Annotated in this window: 16 protein-coding genes; 12 read left to right on the forward strand and 4 right to left on the reverse strand. The window is 67.8% G+C overall.

What is annotated here, in order from left to right; genetic code table 11:
- The 3 genes from AAC997_RS18215 to AAC997_RS18225 all read left to right on the forward strand — a co-directional run bounded on the left by AAC997_RS18215 (window position 1) and on the right by AAC997_RS18225 (window position 2568).
- Entirely contained in the window at window positions 1–882 is an 882-nt protein-coding gene (locus tag AAC997_RS18215) for a 4-(cytidine 5'-diphospho)-2-C-methyl-D-erythritol kinase (RefSeq protein ID WP_340647123.1), read from the forward strand.
- Window positions 883–1057: 175 nt separating this feature from the next.
- A complete protein-coding gene (locus tag AAC997_RS18220) occupies window positions 1058–2020 on the forward strand; it encodes an alpha/beta hydrolase (RefSeq protein WP_340647124.1) in 963 nt (320 codons plus the stop codon).
- A gap of 32 nt (window positions 2021–2052) precedes the next feature.
- Window positions 2053–2568 carry a GNAT family N-acetyltransferase gene (locus AAC997_RS18225; RefSeq protein WP_340647125.1) on the forward strand — a complete coding sequence of 172 codons (516 nt, stop codon included), beginning with the start codon at window positions 2053–2055 and terminating at the stop codon, window positions 2566–2568.
- Between the two features lie 60 nt (window positions 2569–2628).
- On the opposite strand, the gene AAC997_RS18230 is transcribed toward AAC997_RS18225, so the two are convergent.
- Window positions 2629–4056, reverse strand: a complete 1428-nt coding sequence (locus AAC997_RS18230) for an ammonium transporter (RefSeq protein ID WP_340647127.1) — start codon at window positions 4054–4056, stop codon at window positions 2629–2631.
- A gap of 37 nt (window positions 4057–4093) precedes the next feature.
- Entirely contained in the window at window positions 4094–4432 is a 339-nt protein-coding gene (locus AAC997_RS18235) for a P-II family nitrogen regulator (RefSeq protein ID WP_215339866.1), read from the reverse strand.
- 388 nt (window positions 4433–4820) lie between these two features.
- Here AAC997_RS18235 and AAC997_RS18240 point away from each other — a divergent pair, with 388 nt between their 5' ends.
- The 9 genes from AAC997_RS18240 (at window position 4821) to AAC997_RS18280 (ending at window position 13427) form a co-directional block, all read left to right on the forward strand.
- A complete protein-coding gene (locus tag AAC997_RS18240; protein WP_340647128.1) occupies window positions 4821–5555 on the forward strand; it encodes a fasciclin domain-containing protein in 735 nt (244 codons plus the stop codon).
- 66 nt (window positions 5556–5621) lie between these two features.
- The gene (locus AAC997_RS18245) at window positions 5622–5963 is read left to right on the forward strand and encodes a hypothetical protein (protein WP_340647129.1); all 342 of its coding nucleotides are present in this window, start codon (window positions 5622–5624) and stop codon (window positions 5961–5963) included.
- An 82-nt stretch (window positions 5964–6045) separates the two neighbouring features.
- Window positions 6046–6954, forward strand: coding sequence for a glycine--tRNA ligase subunit alpha (locus AAC997_RS18250; RefSeq protein WP_340647130.1), 909 nt, complete (start codon window positions 6046–6048; stop codon window positions 6952–6954).
- Complete coding sequence (locus tag AAC997_RS18255) at window positions 6944–7456, forward strand: DUF559 domain-containing protein (protein ID WP_340647131.1); 513 nt, start codon at window positions 6944–6946, stop codon at window positions 7454–7456. Before AAC997_RS18250 ends, AAC997_RS18255 begins: the two co-directional genes overlap by 11 nt.
- Before the next feature lie 2 nt (window positions 7457–7458).
- Complete coding sequence (glyS, locus tag AAC997_RS18260) at window positions 7459–9735, forward strand: glycine--tRNA ligase subunit beta (protein WP_340647132.1); 2277 nt, start codon at window positions 7459–7461, stop codon at window positions 9733–9735.
- A 12-nt stretch (window positions 9736–9747) separates the two neighbouring features.
- The gene (gene ppdK, locus AAC997_RS18265) at window positions 9748–12444 is read left to right on the forward strand and encodes a pyruvate, phosphate dikinase (RefSeq protein WP_340647133.1); all 2697 of its coding nucleotides are present in this window, start codon (window positions 9748–9750) and stop codon (window positions 12442–12444) included.
- Window positions 12441–12731, forward strand: coding sequence for a hypothetical protein (locus tag AAC997_RS18270; protein ID WP_340647134.1), 291 nt, complete (start codon window positions 12441–12443; stop codon window positions 12729–12731). The genes ppdK and AAC997_RS18270 overlap by 4 nt, the downstream gene beginning before the upstream one ends.
- A 1-nt stretch (window position 12732) precedes the next feature.
- Window positions 12733–12960, forward strand: coding sequence for a hypothetical protein (locus AAC997_RS18275; protein ID WP_340647135.1), 228 nt, complete (start codon window positions 12733–12735; stop codon window positions 12958–12960).
- A 38-nt stretch (window positions 12961–12998) separates the two neighbouring features.
- Window positions 12999–13427 (forward strand): nuclear transport factor 2 family protein, encoded by a 429-nt coding sequence (locus AAC997_RS18280; RefSeq protein WP_340647136.1) that lies wholly within the window; start codon window positions 12999–13001, stop codon window positions 13425–13427.
- Here the strand turns inward: AAC997_RS18280 and AAC997_RS18285 are convergent.
- Together AAC997_RS18285 and AAC997_RS18290 are read right to left on the reverse strand one after the other, a co-directional pair.
- Entirely contained in the window at window positions 13409–14791 is a 1383-nt protein-coding gene (locus AAC997_RS18285) for a peptide MFS transporter (RefSeq protein WP_340647137.1), read from the reverse strand. The genes AAC997_RS18280 and AAC997_RS18285 overlap by 19 nt on opposite strands.
- 78 nt (window positions 14792–14869) lie before the next feature.
- On the reverse strand, window positions 14870–15265 hold a 396-nt coding region (locus AAC997_RS18290), incomplete at its 5' end, for a YceI family protein (protein WP_340647138.1).

The following is a 15265-nucleotide window of genomic DNA, read 5'->3' on the forward strand; positions in this document are numbered from 1 at the left end:
ATGGCCGGCGACACCCTCGCGCCCGCCAAGATCAACCTCTTCCTGCACGTGGGCGCGCCGGGCGCCGACGGCTACCACCCGCTCTGCAGCCTGATGGTCTTCGCCGACGCCGGCGACCGGGTGACCCTGCACGGCGGTGACGCCCTGGCCGTGAAGGTGCGCGGTCCCTTCGCCGAACAGCTGGCGGGGGAGGGCGACAACCTGGTTCTGCGCGCAGCTCGCGCTCTGTTGGCCCAGGCCCGGGGCCCCCAGCCTCTGAGCGCCTTCACGCTCGAGAAGCGCCTGCCTGTGGCGGCGGGCCTGGGGGGCGGTTCCAGCGACGCGGGCGCGGCCCTGAGGTTGCTGCGCGATGAGATGAGCCCCCGGTTGGACGATGCCGAGCTGGAGGCCGTCGCCGCCAGACTGGGCGCTGATGGCGCGGCCTGCCTCTGGGGGCGCCCGGTGATGGCGCAGGGGCGGGGCGAGCGGCTGTCGCCGGCCCCTGACCTGCCCATCCTGGAGGCGGTTCTGGTCAATCCGGGCGCTTTGGTCTCGACCCCCGCCGTTTACGCCGCCTTTGACACCGCCGGGGTGTTCGGAGATGTCGCGCCGCCGCCCATGCCCGACGCCTTTGAGTCCGTCGAGGAACTGGCGGGTTGGCTGGCCACCATGCGCAATGACCTTGAGGCCCCCGCCGTCGCCCTGGCGCCGGCCATCGGCGACGTGCTGGCGACCCTCGCCGACGAACCCGAGGCGCTGATCGCCCGAATGTCCGGCTCGGGCGCCACCTGCTTCGCCCTGTGCCAGAGCGAGGTGGAGGCCGAGACCCTGGCCGAGCGGATCATGGCCATGAAACCCGACTGGTGGGTCCAGCGCTGCCGCCTCGGCGGTCCTTGGGCCTAGTCGCGCCGCAGAACCTGCGCTAGCGTCACCTTGAGCCGGTCTTCACCGGCGTCCACTGCGGTCCGACCGCAGCCGGCAGGCCCCGCGCCGCCGAACCCCCTCATCTCCAACCTATCGCCACGCGCCGTCCCTTTGTGGACTGCGGTCGCGCGGCTCTGCGCCAAAGGAAATCTGAATGATCATCTCGGACCTCGACCTCTATGCCCGCCCGCAAAAGCGGGTCCGAATCAATCGACGGCGCTGGATCAACCTGCTCGACCTGGGGGAGGGCGGTCCCTCTGTGGTGCTGTGCGGTGGCGATCACAGCACCACCCTGGTCTGGGCCCGCGTGCATTCGAAACTTGCCCGCGACTTCCGCGTGGTCGCCTACGACCGCGCCGGCCTCGGATTCAGCGATCCCGGTCCCTTTCCGCGCACGACGCCACGGGTCGTCGGCGATCTGCGCGCCGCGCTGAAGGCCGCCGGAATCGCCCCGCCCTACGTCTTGGTGGGCGCCTCCAATGGCGGCTTCGAGACCCGCTGGTTCGCCCGTCACCATCCCGAAGAGGTTGTGGGCATGGTGCTTGTGGACACCGCCGCCGACGATTGGACTTTGCGACAGCAGGCCGCCGCGCCAAGCTGGCGGCCTGCCTGGAAGAACTACCTGAACCAGCTCCGCTACGTCGCGGCCTGCGCACGGTCGGGCGCCTTGCGGCCGGGGCTCGCGGAGTATGCGCAATACGTTCCCGAACCCAACGCCCAACTCCCAGAAGCTTTGAACCTCCAGCGCCGCGACGCCGCCCTGACGGCTGGCTACTGGCGAACCCATATCTCGGAGTGCGAAGCCATCGAGACGGCCAGCGCTCTTGGCGGACCCGACACTAGGGCGTTGCTCGGCGACCTGCCGCTCGTGGTCCTGTCGGCGGGGTTGCGGAGCGCGCCGCCCTTGCCCACCGAGGAGGCGGAAGCCTTCCTCGCCACCCTGGAGGCGGGGCAGGACGCGCTCGCCGCCCTTTCGACCCGAGGTGTCAGGCGTCACGTCACCGACAGCGGGCACAATATCCAGATCGACCGCCCCGAGGTCGTGATCGGGGCCGTGGCCGAGGTGATCGCCCTTGCCCCCACCGGTCGACAGCCATCGACGACGCCGCCACGATAGGATCGCCGCTCGGGAATTGCCGGGGAGGAAACGTGCCGCTGGAAACCAAGCGCCTGCGCCTGCGGGCCCTGACGCCGGATGATCTCGAACACCTGGTCGCCCTGCACGGTGATCGGGAGGTCATGACCTTCATCACGGGCGCGGGCGAACCGCGCGAGGTGGTGGAGACGCAAAGCCTTCCGGCGCTGCTGCGACGCCGGACCTGGGCCATCTTTCACATGGCGACCGGGGGCTTCCTCGGCTGGGCGTCGTTGCGGATACAGGGCGACGAGGCCGAGCTCGGCTATCGACTGGTCCGCGCGGCGTGGGGGCAAGGCTACGCCAGCGAGGCGGTCCGCGCCGTCGTGGGCCTGGGCTTTGGTGAGCTGGGGCTCGCGCGCATCTGGGGGCAGACCATGGCGGTCAATTCCGGGTCGCGGCGGGTCATGGAGAAGGCGGGGATGGCCTATCTGCGCACCTTCCACCTGGAATGGGACGATCCCTTGCCGGGTGCGGAGCACGGGGAGGTGGCGTACGCGCTCACCCGGGCCGACTGGCGGGCGGGGTAGGCCCAAACGAAAACGGGGGCCCCGAAGGACCCCCGTTCCCAACGCTTGGATATGGTCGAACTATTCGTGCAGCGCTTCGCCGTGCAGCGACAGGTCCAGACCCTCGACTTCGCCCTCTTCCGAGACACGCAGGCCGGTGGTGAACTTGCAGATGAACAGGATGATCAAGGTGGCCACGCCGGACCAGGCGATGGTCGCGACGATACCCAGGGCCTGCTTGGCGACGCTGGCGCCTTCACCCAGGCTGTTGATGGCCGGATCGGCCAGAGCGCCGGTGAGCAGGGCGCCGACGATACCGGCGATGCCGTGCACGCCGAAGGCGTCGAGGCTGTCGTCATACTTCAGCAGACGCTTGAGCCAGACCGCGCCGACATAGGCCGCGCCGCCACCGATGATGCCGATGATCAGAGCGCCTTGCGGGTTCACGAAACCGGCGGCCGGGGTGATGGCGACGAGACCCGCCACCGCACCGGAAGCCAGGCCGAGCATGCCGGGCTTCTTGCGCTCGACCCACTCGACGATCATCCAGGACAGGGCGGCCGCGGCGGCCGCGATCTGGGTGTTCAGCATGGCGGCCGAGGCGATGCCGTCAGCGGCCCATTCGGAACCGGCGTTGAAGCCGAACCAGCCCACCCACAGCAGGCTGGCGCCGATCATGGTGTAGACGAGGTTGGACGGCGCCATGTTTTCCGCGCCGTAGCCCTTACGCTTGCCGAGAACCAGGGCGCACATCAGGCCGGCGACGCCAGCATTGATGTGAACGACGGTGCCGCCGGCGAAGTCGAGAACGCCCGCGCCCGAGAGCCAGCCGCCGCCCCAGACCCAGTGACAGATGGGCGCGTAGACGAAGACCGCCCACAGGGTGGTGAAGAGCAGGAGGGCCGAGAACTTCATGCGCTCGGCGAAGGCGCCGGCGATCAGGGCGGGCGTGATGATGGCGAAGGTCATCTGATAGACGATCCACAGCATCTCAGGCAGGCCGGCGGCCGAGGCGAAGGCCGTCTCGGTGGTGACGCCATTGAGGAACAGCACGTCGAAGGAGCCGACGTACTTGTTCAGCGTCTCGTCCGGGTTCACGCCGAAGGCCATGCCGTAGGTGATGGCCATCCAGACGATCGTCACCACGCAGGTGACGGCGAAGGATTGCGCCACCGTGGCGATGACGTTCTTGCGGCGGACCATGCCCCCGTAGAACAGCGCCAGGCCGGGAATGGTCATCATCAGGACCAGGCAGGTGGAGGTCAGGATCCAGGCCGTGCCGGAGCCGTCGAGTTCGAGCTTGGCCTGGTGAGCCAGCAGCGCGGGCGCGTCGGCGGCGACCGCGGCTTCGGCGGCCGGCGCGACGTCTGGCGCAGCGGCTTCCGGCGCCACGGCCTCAATGGCCGCCGGCGCGGCGTCCTGTGCGAAGGCGGGGAACGCCAAGGGCGCCCCGACCAGGGTGGCGGCGGCGATCAGGCCTGCCAGCCGCTTAAATCCGAATGTTTTCATGTGCTATCCCCTTGTCCCGATGAGTTCGCGCTGCGCTCTAGAGCGCCGCAGTGCCGGACTCGCCGGTCCGAATGCGAACCGCGTCCTCGACATTGAGGACGAAGATCTTCCCGTCGCCGATCTTGCCGGTGGCGGCGGCGGCCTTGACGGCTTCGACGGCCTTGGCCGCGGCGCTGTCGTCGACCACGGCTTCCAGCTTCACCTTGGGGACGAAGTTCACCTGGTACTCAGCGCCCCGGTAGATCTCCGTCTGCCCCTTCTGCCGGCCGTAGCCCTTAACTTCCGAGACCGTCAGCCCCTCGACGCCGGCGGCGACGAGCGCTTCGCGCACATCGTCCAGCTTGAAAGGTTTGACGATCGCCATGATCAGTTTCATCGCTCGCTCCTGCGCAGCCCCAAAGTTCGGCACGCCCGTGGTGAATTCCCGACCCGTCGTGAGTTCAGCCCCCTCGACGGCAAGGCGACGCTATCGAGACACGGCGGCCAGGACGGGCGCGCGGTAACTTCTGATCAAGGAAAAGACCGCGGGCGCCCGATTTGTGGGCACACAGCCCAGCCCATGGTCACTTGTTACGCAGAACGCGCCTCCACAATGCGCATCGCCGTGGTGAAGCTGAGGTCAGTGAGGTTGCTTCGAACCCCTGTTCACGACGCCGTGATCGCGGCAACCACCGGCTGCGCCGTGCGCTTTTCAGCCCGACAGGCCGAGCTTCTCCGAGGACTCGGCGAGTGGGGGCATCCATTCACCCCGTCACGAGGACCCGATGAATCTGAACCGCATTCTGACGACGACCGCCGCCCTGGCCCTGGTGGCCGGAGCCGCCCAGGCGCAAACCGCCACCAAGCCGGCCAAGGCCCCGGTCGCCGAATCCACGGCTAAGACGCCCTCGACCCCCGCCCCGACGGCTGCGGTCACAGCCCCGGTGACGCCGGCCGCCAAGTCTGAAACGACGGCTTCGGTGTCTGCGGGGGCGCAGGTTGTCGCCGCCGGCGACATCGTGGCCACCGCCAAGGCCTCAGGCCAATTCACCACCTTCCTGAAGGCCGCCGAGGCGACGAACCTGACCGGCCTGCTGAAGAACACTCAGGATCTGACGGTGTTCGCCCCGACCGATGCGGCCTTTGCGGCCCTGCCGGCCGACGAGCTGGAAAAGCTCATGCTGCCCGAGAACAAGGCGCAGCTTCAGAAGGTGCTGATCTACCATGTGATCAACGCCAAGGTGCCCTCTGAGGCCTTCAAGGGTGCGACCCGCAAGGCCGCCACGGTCGCCGGCCCCTCCGTCGAGCTGGAGGGGGGCGCGACGCTGAAGGTCAATGACGCCGACATCGTCCAGGCCGACGTCATGGCCACCAACGGCATCATCCATGTCGTCGACAAGGTCCTGCTGCCGCCGGGCGCGATGGCGGCGGTCAACACCGCCGTTCCCGCCTCGGCCACCGCGCCGGCCAAGGCGCCGACGACCTTGCCGGCCACCCAGGTTTTGCCAAAGAAGAAATAGTCGGGGCCCCCCCCGGCGACCTCCGGTCGCCGTGACTTCCTTCAGGAACCACCAGGAACAACCACCATGACCCTCAAGATCCTTTTCGCCGCCGCCGCCGCCACCGCACTGATGGCCGGGGCCGCCCAGGCCCAGACCATGATGCCGCCGACGCACTCCATGCCGGCGCCGATGACCGCCCCGGCGGGCGATCCCGTACCGACGATGGACACTGACACGTCGGCCGATGCGACGACCTCCACCAGCGTCACGACGCCCTTGGCCTCCACCGGCATGAGCACCGACACCTCGGCCACGCTCACCACCACCACGGTGACCAACGGCCCGGTGGCCGACACTCCGGAGAACCGCGCGCTCTACAAGCCGCTGTCGAACGCCGGTAACCGCACCGCCCCCAGGGGCAACTAAAGACTCCCCCTACGTGGGTTGAAGCAGAGGTCGGCGGGCCCTATGGTCCGCCGACTTTTTTTGCGCCTGCGAAACAGCTCACATGCCCGTCGACAAGCCGCTTTCATTTCAGGGCCTTATCCTGAAATTGCACGACTATTGGAGCCGTCAGGGCTGCGTGATTCTGCAGCCGCATGACATTGAGGTGGGGGCAGGGACCCTGCACCCGGCCACGGTCCTGCGCGCGCTCGGTCCCAAGTCCTGGCGGGCGGCCTATGTGCAGCCTTCGCGTCGGCCCGGCGACGGCCGCTACGGCGAGAACCCCAACCGTCTGCAGCACTATTACCAGTATCAGGTGATCCTGAAGCCGAACCCCGACAACCTGCAGGAGCTCTATCTGGGCAGCCTGGAGGCGATCGGCCTCAACACCCGCCTGCACGACATCCGCTTCGTCGAGGACGACTGGGAGAACCCCACCGTCGGGGCCTGGGGTCTGGGCTGGGAGGTCTGGTGCGACGGGATGGAGGTCAGCCAGTACACCTATATGCAGCAGGTCGGGGGCCTGGACGTCTTCCCGGTGGCCGGCGAGCTGACCTACGGCCTGGAACGCCTGGCCATGTACATCCAGGGCGTCGACCACTTCACCGACCTGGCCTTCAACGATCCCGACGGCCCCGAGCCCAAGACCTATGGCGAGGTCTTCCTGGAGAACGAGCGCCAGCACTCGCAGGCCAACTTCCACGGCTATGACGTCGAGACCCTGAAGCGGCAGTTTGAGGACATGGAGACCCAGGTCCCGCGCCTGCTGGCCATGACGGGCCCTCAGGGCCAGGCCATCGTGCTACCGGCCTATGACCATGTGCTGAAGGCCAGCCACCTGTTCAACCTGATGGATGCGCGCGGCGCCATCGCCGTCGCCGAACGCCAGAGCTACATCGGCCGCATCCGCGACCTGACCAAGATGTGCGCGCTCGCCTGGGTGAAGAACGAGGGGGCGAGGCGTGAGCTTTGAACGCCTTCCTCACCTTCCGGGCGCTGTCACGCGGGCCCGCAACCTGCGTCGCGCGATGACGCTGCCAGAGAAGCGCCTTTGGGCTGAATTGCGGAAGCTCGATCTGAACATCCGGCGGCAGACTCCGATCGGTCGCTATATCGCCGACTTCGCCTGCCACGCCGCACGGCTCGTGATCGAACTTGATGGCCCGCGCCATGATCTCGTGGCTTCACAGTTTCACGATCACGAACGTACACAATGGCTGGAGTCGCAGGGCTACCGGGTCCTGCGGTTCTGCAATGAAGAGGCTCTGGGCGATCCCTGGGGCCTTGCCGAAAAGATCGCCCACGAAATTCGCGCCTCCAAAGCCCTCCCCCTCGATGGGGGTGGGTTGGGTGGGGGTGTGGGCGAACCGGTGACGGAAGAGTTCAAGTGGGCGCCGACGGGCGTCCTGTCCGTCGTCGCCCTGCGTTCACCCCCATCCCCGACCCTTCCCCCATCGAGGGGGAAGGGAGGATAGTCATGCCCCAACTGCTGATCGAACTGTTCTCCGAAGAGATTCCCGCGCGCATGCAGGCCCAGGCCGCCCGCGACTTCGAACGTATGGCCCGCGAGCATCTGGCGGGCGAGGGCCTGATCCCGGAGGCCGTGAAATCCTTCGGCGGTCCGCGCCGCCTGACCCTGGTGGCCGAGGGCCTGCCGACGACCCAGGGCGACCGTCATGAGGATCGCAAGGGTCCCCGCGTCGGCTCCCCCGACCAGGCGATGGAAGGCTTCCTGCGCTCCACCGGCCTGACCCGCGACCAACTCGTCGAGAAAGACGGCGTCTGGTTCGCCCACATCCATCGCCAGGGCCGGCCGACGCCGGAGATCATCGCCGAGATGGTCGACAAGATCGTCCGCGACTTCCCCTGGCCCAAGTCGATGACCTGGGGCCGTGGAACCCTGCGCTGGGTGCGTCCGCTGAAACGCATCGTCTGCGTGTTCGACGGGGAGGTCGTGCCCTTCACCATCGATGGCATCGAGAGCGGAAACGTCACCGAGGGCCACCGCTTCATGGGCTCGGGCCAGGCCTTCAAGGTGCGCGACTTCGACGAATATGCCGAGAAGCTGACCAAGCACTTCGTGATCCTCGATCCCGAGGAGCGGAAGGACCGCATCCTGGAGGGCGCCAAGACCCTCTGCTTCGCGCGCAACCTTGACCTCGTGGATGACGAGGGCCTGTTGGACGAAGTCTCGGGTCTGGCCGAGTGGCCGACCCCGATCCTGGGCGACATGGATTCGGCGTTCCTGGACCTGCCGCCCGAGGTGATCCGCACCTCCATGCGCACCCATCAGAAGTATTTCGCGGTCCGCGATCCGGCCACCGGCAAGCTGGCGCCACACTTCCTGACCGTGGCCAATATCGAGGCCGCCGACGGGGGCAAGGTGATCGCCGCCGGCAACGCCAAGGTGCTGTCGGCCCGTCTCTCCGACGCCCGCTTCTTCTGGGACGAGGATCGCAAGGTCACCCTGGAAGACCGCCTGGAGAAGCTGAAGGGCGTCACCTTCCACGCCAAGCTGGGCAGCCTCTACGAGCGCGTCGAGCGGCTGGAGATCCTGGCCAAGGCCATCGCGCCTCGTGTCGGCGCCGACGTCGCCAAGGCGGTGCTCGCCGCGCGCCTGGCCAAGGCCGACCTCGGCACAGGCATGGTGGGTGAGTTCCCCGAACTGCAGGGCCTGATGGGCGGTTATTACGCCCGTGAGGAAAAGATCAGCGGCGTGGTCGCCGACGCGATCCGCGACCACTACCGTCCGGTCGGCGCCAATGACGAGGCGCCCGACGTGCCGGTCACCATGGCCGTGGCTCTGGCCGAGAAGCTCGACACCCTCACCGCCTTCTTCGCCATCAACGAAAAGCCGACGGGGTCTCGCGACCCCTACGCCCTGCGCCGCGCGGCGCTGGGGGTGATCCGCATCCTGCTGGGCTCGGAGGCCCGCGCCCCGGTCCGCCAGCTGGTGGGCGACTGGTACAAGTCCCTGCGCTGCTTCGTCGATCCCGGCCGCGCCCTCTATGTCTCCACCAAGCGCACCACCGGCTATCTGGGCCCTCTGTCGCGCAGCCCCTCGGAGGTCTTTGAGACCTATGTCGAGGAGTTCGAGGACGCCCTGCTCGAGGGCAAGCCCTATGTGGTGGCCACGCAGGAGGACTTCGACATCCGCTTCGACCGCTCGGCCGCGGCCGGCGACGCCCCCGAGGGCGAGGTCATCTACGAATTCCGCCCCTATGGCGTGGTGGCCGACGAGGTCATGGCCTTCTTCGCTGACCGGCTGAAGGTGGTGTTGCGCGACCAGGGCAAGCGCCACGACCTGGTGGACGCTGTCTTCGCGCTCGGCGACGACGACCTGGTGCGTATCGTGGCCAGGGTCGAGGCTCTGGACGGCTTCCTCACAACCGAAGACGGCAAAAACCTGCTGGCCGGCGAGAAGCGGGCCGGGAATATCCTCAAGGCCGAGGAAAAGAAGGGCCCGCTGCCGGCGGGGCCCGCGGTTGGAATGGCGGGTGCGCCGCCCGAGGAGACGGCCCTGATCGGGGCGATTTCCCTTGCGGAACCCGCGGTGGCGCGTGCATTGCACAATGAAGATTTCGCGGGCGCGATGCGTGCTCTGTCGGGACTGCGCGCGCCCGTGGACGCCTTCTTCGAGAAGGTGTTGGTGAACTCTGAGGTCGCGGCGGAACGTGAGAACCGTCTAAGGCTTCTGGCGCAGGTGCGCGACGCGATGGGTCGCGTCGCGGACTTCTCTCTGGTGACGGGTTAGGAGACCTCTAGGATGCCGACCGATACGCTGACGAAGTCGCGCTGGGTCTATTCCTTCGGCGGAGGCGGCGCCGATGGCGATGCGTCCATGAAGAACCTGCTGGGCGGGAAGGGGGCCAATCTCGCCGAGATGTCCTCCCTGGGCCTGCCTGTGCCCCCCGGCTTCACCATCACCACCGAAGCCTGCGTCCACTACTATTCGAATGAAAAGCAGTATCCCGAGGGTCTGAAGGACCAGGTGATCGCCGGTCTGGCCACGGTGGAGACCATCACCGGCAAGGTGTTCGGCGACGCCGCCAACCCGTTGCTGGTCTCGGTTCGCTCCGGCGCCCGGGCCTCGATGCCCGGCATGATGGATACGGTGCTGAATCTCGGCCTCAACGACCAGACGGTGGAGGGCCTCGCCAAGCTGGCCGGTGACCGCCGCTTCGCCTTCGACAGCTATCGCCGCTTCATCCAGATGTACTCGGCCGTGGTCCTGGACCTGGACCACCACATGTTCGAGGATATCCTCGACGAGCAGAAGGAGCGCCTCGACGTCACCGTCGACACCGCGCTCTCCGCCGAGGACTGGGAGAAGGTGGTCGCCGCCTACAAGGCCGCCGTCGAGCGCGAACTGGGCCATCCCTTCCCGCAGGACCCGCAGGCCCAACTCTGGGGCGCCATCAGCGCGGTGTTCGCCAGCTGGATGAACGACCGGGCCAAGTTCTATCGCCGCATGCACGACATCCCCGAAAGCTGGGGGACCGCCGTCAACGTCCAGTCGATGGTGTTCGGCAATATGGGTGACTCATCGGCCACCGGCGTGGCCTTCACCCGCAATCCGTCCACCGGCGAAGCCCGCCTCTATGGCGAGTTCCTGATCAACGCCCAGGGCGAGGACGTCGTGGCCGGCATCCGCACGCCCCAGGCCCTGACCCGGGCCGCCCGCGAGGAGATGGGCGAGAAGTCGCCGTCCATGGAGGAGGCCCTCCCCGACGTCTTCAAGGAGTTCAAGTCCGTCGTCGAGAAGCTGGAACAGCACTATCGCGACATGCAGGACATCGAGTTCACCGTGGAGAAGGGGCGCCTCTACATGCTCCAGACCCGCAACGGCAAGCGCACCGCCAAGGCGGCGCTGAAGGTCGCGGTGGACCTCGCCAATGAGGGCCTGATCACCAAGGAAGAGGCGGTGATGCGCATCGAGCCGGGTTCGCTCGACCAGCTCCTGCACCCCACCATCGATCCTGCGAGCCCGCGTGACATCATCACCTCGGGCCTGCCCGCGTCGCCGGGCGCCGCCACCGGCAAGGTGGTGTTCGACGCCGACGAGGCCGAGAAAATGGCCGCCGCCGGCGAGGCCGTGATCCTGGTCCGCGAGGAAACCAGCCCGGAAGACATCCACGGCATGCACGCGGCCAGGGCGATCCTGACGGCGCGGGGCGGCATGACCAGCCACGCCGCCGTGGTGGCCCGCGGCATGGGACGCCCCTGCGTTTCAGGCGCCAGCGAGCTCTATATCGATGATGAGGCCCAGACCTTCCGGGCCCGCAACCGCACCTTCAAGGCCGGCGACATCATCACCATCGACGGCTCCAAGGGCGAGGTGCTGGCCGGCGCCGTGCAGATGATCGAGCCGGAGCTGACCGGTGACTTCGCCGCCCTGATGGTCTGGGCCGACGCCATCCGCCGCCTGAAGGTCCGCGCCAACGCCGAAACCGCCGCCGACGCCGCCGCCGCCCGTCAGTTCGGCGCCGAGGGCATCGGCCTGGTGCGGTCCGAGCACATGTTCTTCGACGCCGTCCGCATCGCCGCCGTGCGCGAGATGATCCTGGCCGACGACCGGGCCGGGCGCGAACAGGCGCTCGCCAAGATGTTGGTCATGCAGCGCGAGGACTTCGTGCAGCTGTTCTCCATCATGGAGGGCCTGCCGGTCACCTTCCGCCTGCTTGATCCGCCGCTGCACGAGTTCCTGCCGCACACCGCCGAGGATGTGGAAGCCGTCTCCAAGGCCACCGGCCTGGACGCCGCCAAGCTGCTGGCCCGGGCCAAGGAGCTGCATGAGGTGAACCCCATGCTGGGTCACCGCGGTTGCCGCCTGGGCGTCGCCTATCCCGAGATCTACGAGATGCAGGTCCGCGCCATCCTGGAGGCCGCCATCGAGGTGGTGGCCTCGGGCAAGGCCGCGCCGATCCCCGAGATCATGCACCCCCTGGTCTCCAAGGGTCTGGAGATGAAGTTCCTGCGCGAACTCACCGACCGCGTCGCCAAGCAGGTGATGGCCGAAAAGGGCGTCACCATCGACTATAGGGTCGGCACCATGGTGGAGCTGCCCCGCGCCGCGATCCGCGCCGACGACCTGGCCGAGCATGCCGAATTCTTCTCCTTCGGCACCAACGACCTTACCCAGACCACCTTCGGCATCAGCCGCGATGACAGCGGCCGCTTCCTGGGCGCCTATATCGACAAGGGCATCTTCGAGCGCGACCCCTTCGTGACCCTCGACCAGGAAGGCGTCGGCGACCTGATCCGCATCGCCGTGGAGCGCGGCCGTAAGACCCGGCCCGACATCAAGCTCGGCATCTGCGGCGAGCACGGCGGCGACCCGGCCTCCATCGACTTCTGCGAGAAGGTCGGCCTGGACTATGTGAGCTGCTCGCCCTTCCGGGTGCCGATCGCCCGCCTGGCCGCGGCCCAGGCCACCATCGGCGAGCGCGAGAAGGACCGGTGACGCAGCGCGCCCCCGCAGCCAGGACGATCGCCAAGGCGCTCGCCAAGGCTGCGCCCAGGGCGACCCCGGCCCGCGCGATGGGATCGGGAGCTGTGGGCGCCGGCGCTGTCGGCGCGGTGGCCTTCGGGTCCTTCGCCGTTGGAGCCCTGGCGGTGGGGGCGTTGGCGATCGGGGCTCTGGCCATCGGTCGCCTGACAATCGGCCGGGCCCGCATCAAGCGTCTCGAGATCGACGAACTCGTCGTCCGCAAACTGACCGTCCTCGACGGCAAACCCCAGGGGACCTGACATGGCCGCACGCATCCACGGCGCGATCTATCCCGCCCCCTCCGAGGGCCTGCCTTTGATCATCGCCATCTTCAAGGACGGCGAACTGGCCGGCTGCAACATCGCCGCCGACGAGGCGCAGGGCGAGGAGATGATCAAGGCCGCCGTCAAGGAGCTCCAGCGCCTGGAAGTCCTGTCCAACCTGCCTGCCAACACCATCACCGTGCGCCGGCCCGTCCAGCCCAGGTAGGCGGTGACGGTCCTGGCCCTCTCGCCGGAGACGTTCTCATGGATCTGCGCGCCGCCCGCGAGAAGACCGTCCGCGACCACATGCGGCTGGAGACCGAGCTCGACTTCGAGGCGGTGCTGGCGACCTTCGTGACGCCGCGCTACGAACTCTACGGCCAGGGCACGGTCATGGAGGGTGACGCCGCGGTGATGGAATACTTCCGCCGCTCCCGCACCCCGTTCCCCGACCAGTCCAACGAGGTCATCGCCCTGCACCAGGACGCCGACACCGTGTTCGTGGAGTTCTGGCTGATGGGCACGCACCTGGGGCCGCTGCGCATCCAGGGCAAGACCTATGACGCGACCGGCAAACCCTTCCGCATCCGCATGGCGGCGGCCTTCGAGTTCGCCAAGGACAGCGACAAGATCATCGCCGAGCGCCCCTATTTCGACCCCACCGCCATCTGGGCTCAGCTCGGCGTCGGCTGAAGGATGCGGTTCAGCGGTCGGCAGAACAGCAGGACGCCGATGGCCCCGGCCAGGCTGATAGCCGCGTGGACGCCCCAGAAGCCGACCGGGGACATCTTCTCGTAATAGGTCCCCAGCCAGCCGCACAGGTAGTTGGAGACGAAGGCCGTGAGGAAGGCCAGGCCCATGATCACCCCACCGATGGCGGCCGGGGCGGCGCGCGAACACAAGGCCAGAGTCGTCGGCCAGGTGTAGATGAAGCCCAGGGCGAACAGGGCGAAGCAGGCGACGCTCCAGAGCAGGCTGGGCTTGCCGCCGCCGGCCACGATCATCGAGGCGATCATCAGGCAGACCATGCCCGCCGCCCCCATCAGGCTGCCCCAGCCGATCTTGGCCAGGTCGCTGGCCTCGGTCCCCCGTGCCGACTGACGGGCCCACAGCCGAATGGCCAGCGGCGTGAAGGCCACGATGAACAGCCCGTCCAATGCCGGAAGCCAAGTCACCGGGGTCTCGAACCCGAGGATGTGCCGGTCGGTGGTGTCGCGGTACCACAGGCTCATGACGTTGAACTCCTGGGCGTAGGCGGTGGCGAAGAAGGTCCCCAGCACCAGCATGGCCACCAGGGCCCAGATGATCTTGCCGTCGCCGGGCGCGAGGCTGGGGCGTGGCCCGCTCCCACGCGGCTTGAGGGTGTCGGCGGGCAGATGCCGTCCGCCCGCGATGTAGGTGATGAGGCCCAGGACCATGCCGGCCGCCGCCAGCCCGAAGCCCAGGTGCCAGCCATAAAGCTCGCCGACCGTCCCGCAGACGAGAGGGGCGATGAAGGCGCCGACATTGATGCCCAGGTTGAACAGCGAGAAGGCCGGCGTGCGGCGCGGGTCGGTCCGGTCATAGAGGGCGCCGACCTGGGCCGAGATATTGCCCTTCAGGCAGCCGCTGCCGAGGATCAGAACCAGCAGGGCGATCAGGAACGACACCTCGAAGGCCATCAGCAGGTGGCCCAGCGCCATCAGCACCGCGCCCAGGATCACCGTCCGCTTCTGCCCCAGCACCTGGTCGCCGATCCAGCCACCGATCAGTGGGGTGAAATAGACGAAGGCCGTGTAGAGGCCGAAGATCTGCGAGGACAGCGCCTGGATCGACAGCGGGCCGAACACGCTCTCCAGCCCCGCCCGGAAGGCCGACATCCCGGCGATGGCCTCGATATGACCTGGCCGCAGGGCCTGGTCGACCATGTAGAGCACCAGCAGGGCCTGCATCCCGTAGAACGAGAACCGCTCCCAGACCTCGGTGAAACTGAGGAAGTAGAGACCCCGCGGATGGCCCATCAGGTCTCGGGCCGCGCAGATATCGGGCAGGCCCGCCGCCTCGGTGGATGTGGTCACGCAAAGCCCCCCCAGGCACGCCAGTAACGACAGCCTGCGCCAGGCGGTCCTGCAGGGAAAGCGACTTTTCCGGCGCCGTTAGGGCAGCTTCTCGAACTCGGTGTCGATCACCAGCTCGATGGGGTCGGCGAAGACGGCCGGCATGCCGAAGTCGGCCGGCTTGATCCTCGTGGTGGCGGTCATGCCGATGCGCGGCTTGCCGAAGCCCTTGCCGGCGCCCACCAGGACGACATCGAAGGTCACCGGCGTCGTCTTGCCCATGAGGGTGAGATCGCCGTCAACCTGGCCGTGGGTGGCGTCGGTCTTGCGGAAGGCGGTGGAGACGAAGGTCGCGGCGGGGTTGGCCTTGGCGCCGAGGTATTTGTCGGAGATCGCCGCGCCGAAGCCGGCGACGTTGGTGCTGACAAAACCCGTCTGCACTGTGGCGGTCACCGACGACTTTGCGGGCGACGCCGGGTCCCAGGTCAGGGTCCC

The organism is Phenylobacterium sp., assembly GCF_037968635.1.
Taxonomy (GTDB): Bacteria; Pseudomonadota; Alphaproteobacteria; order Caulobacterales; family Caulobacteraceae; genus Phenylobacterium.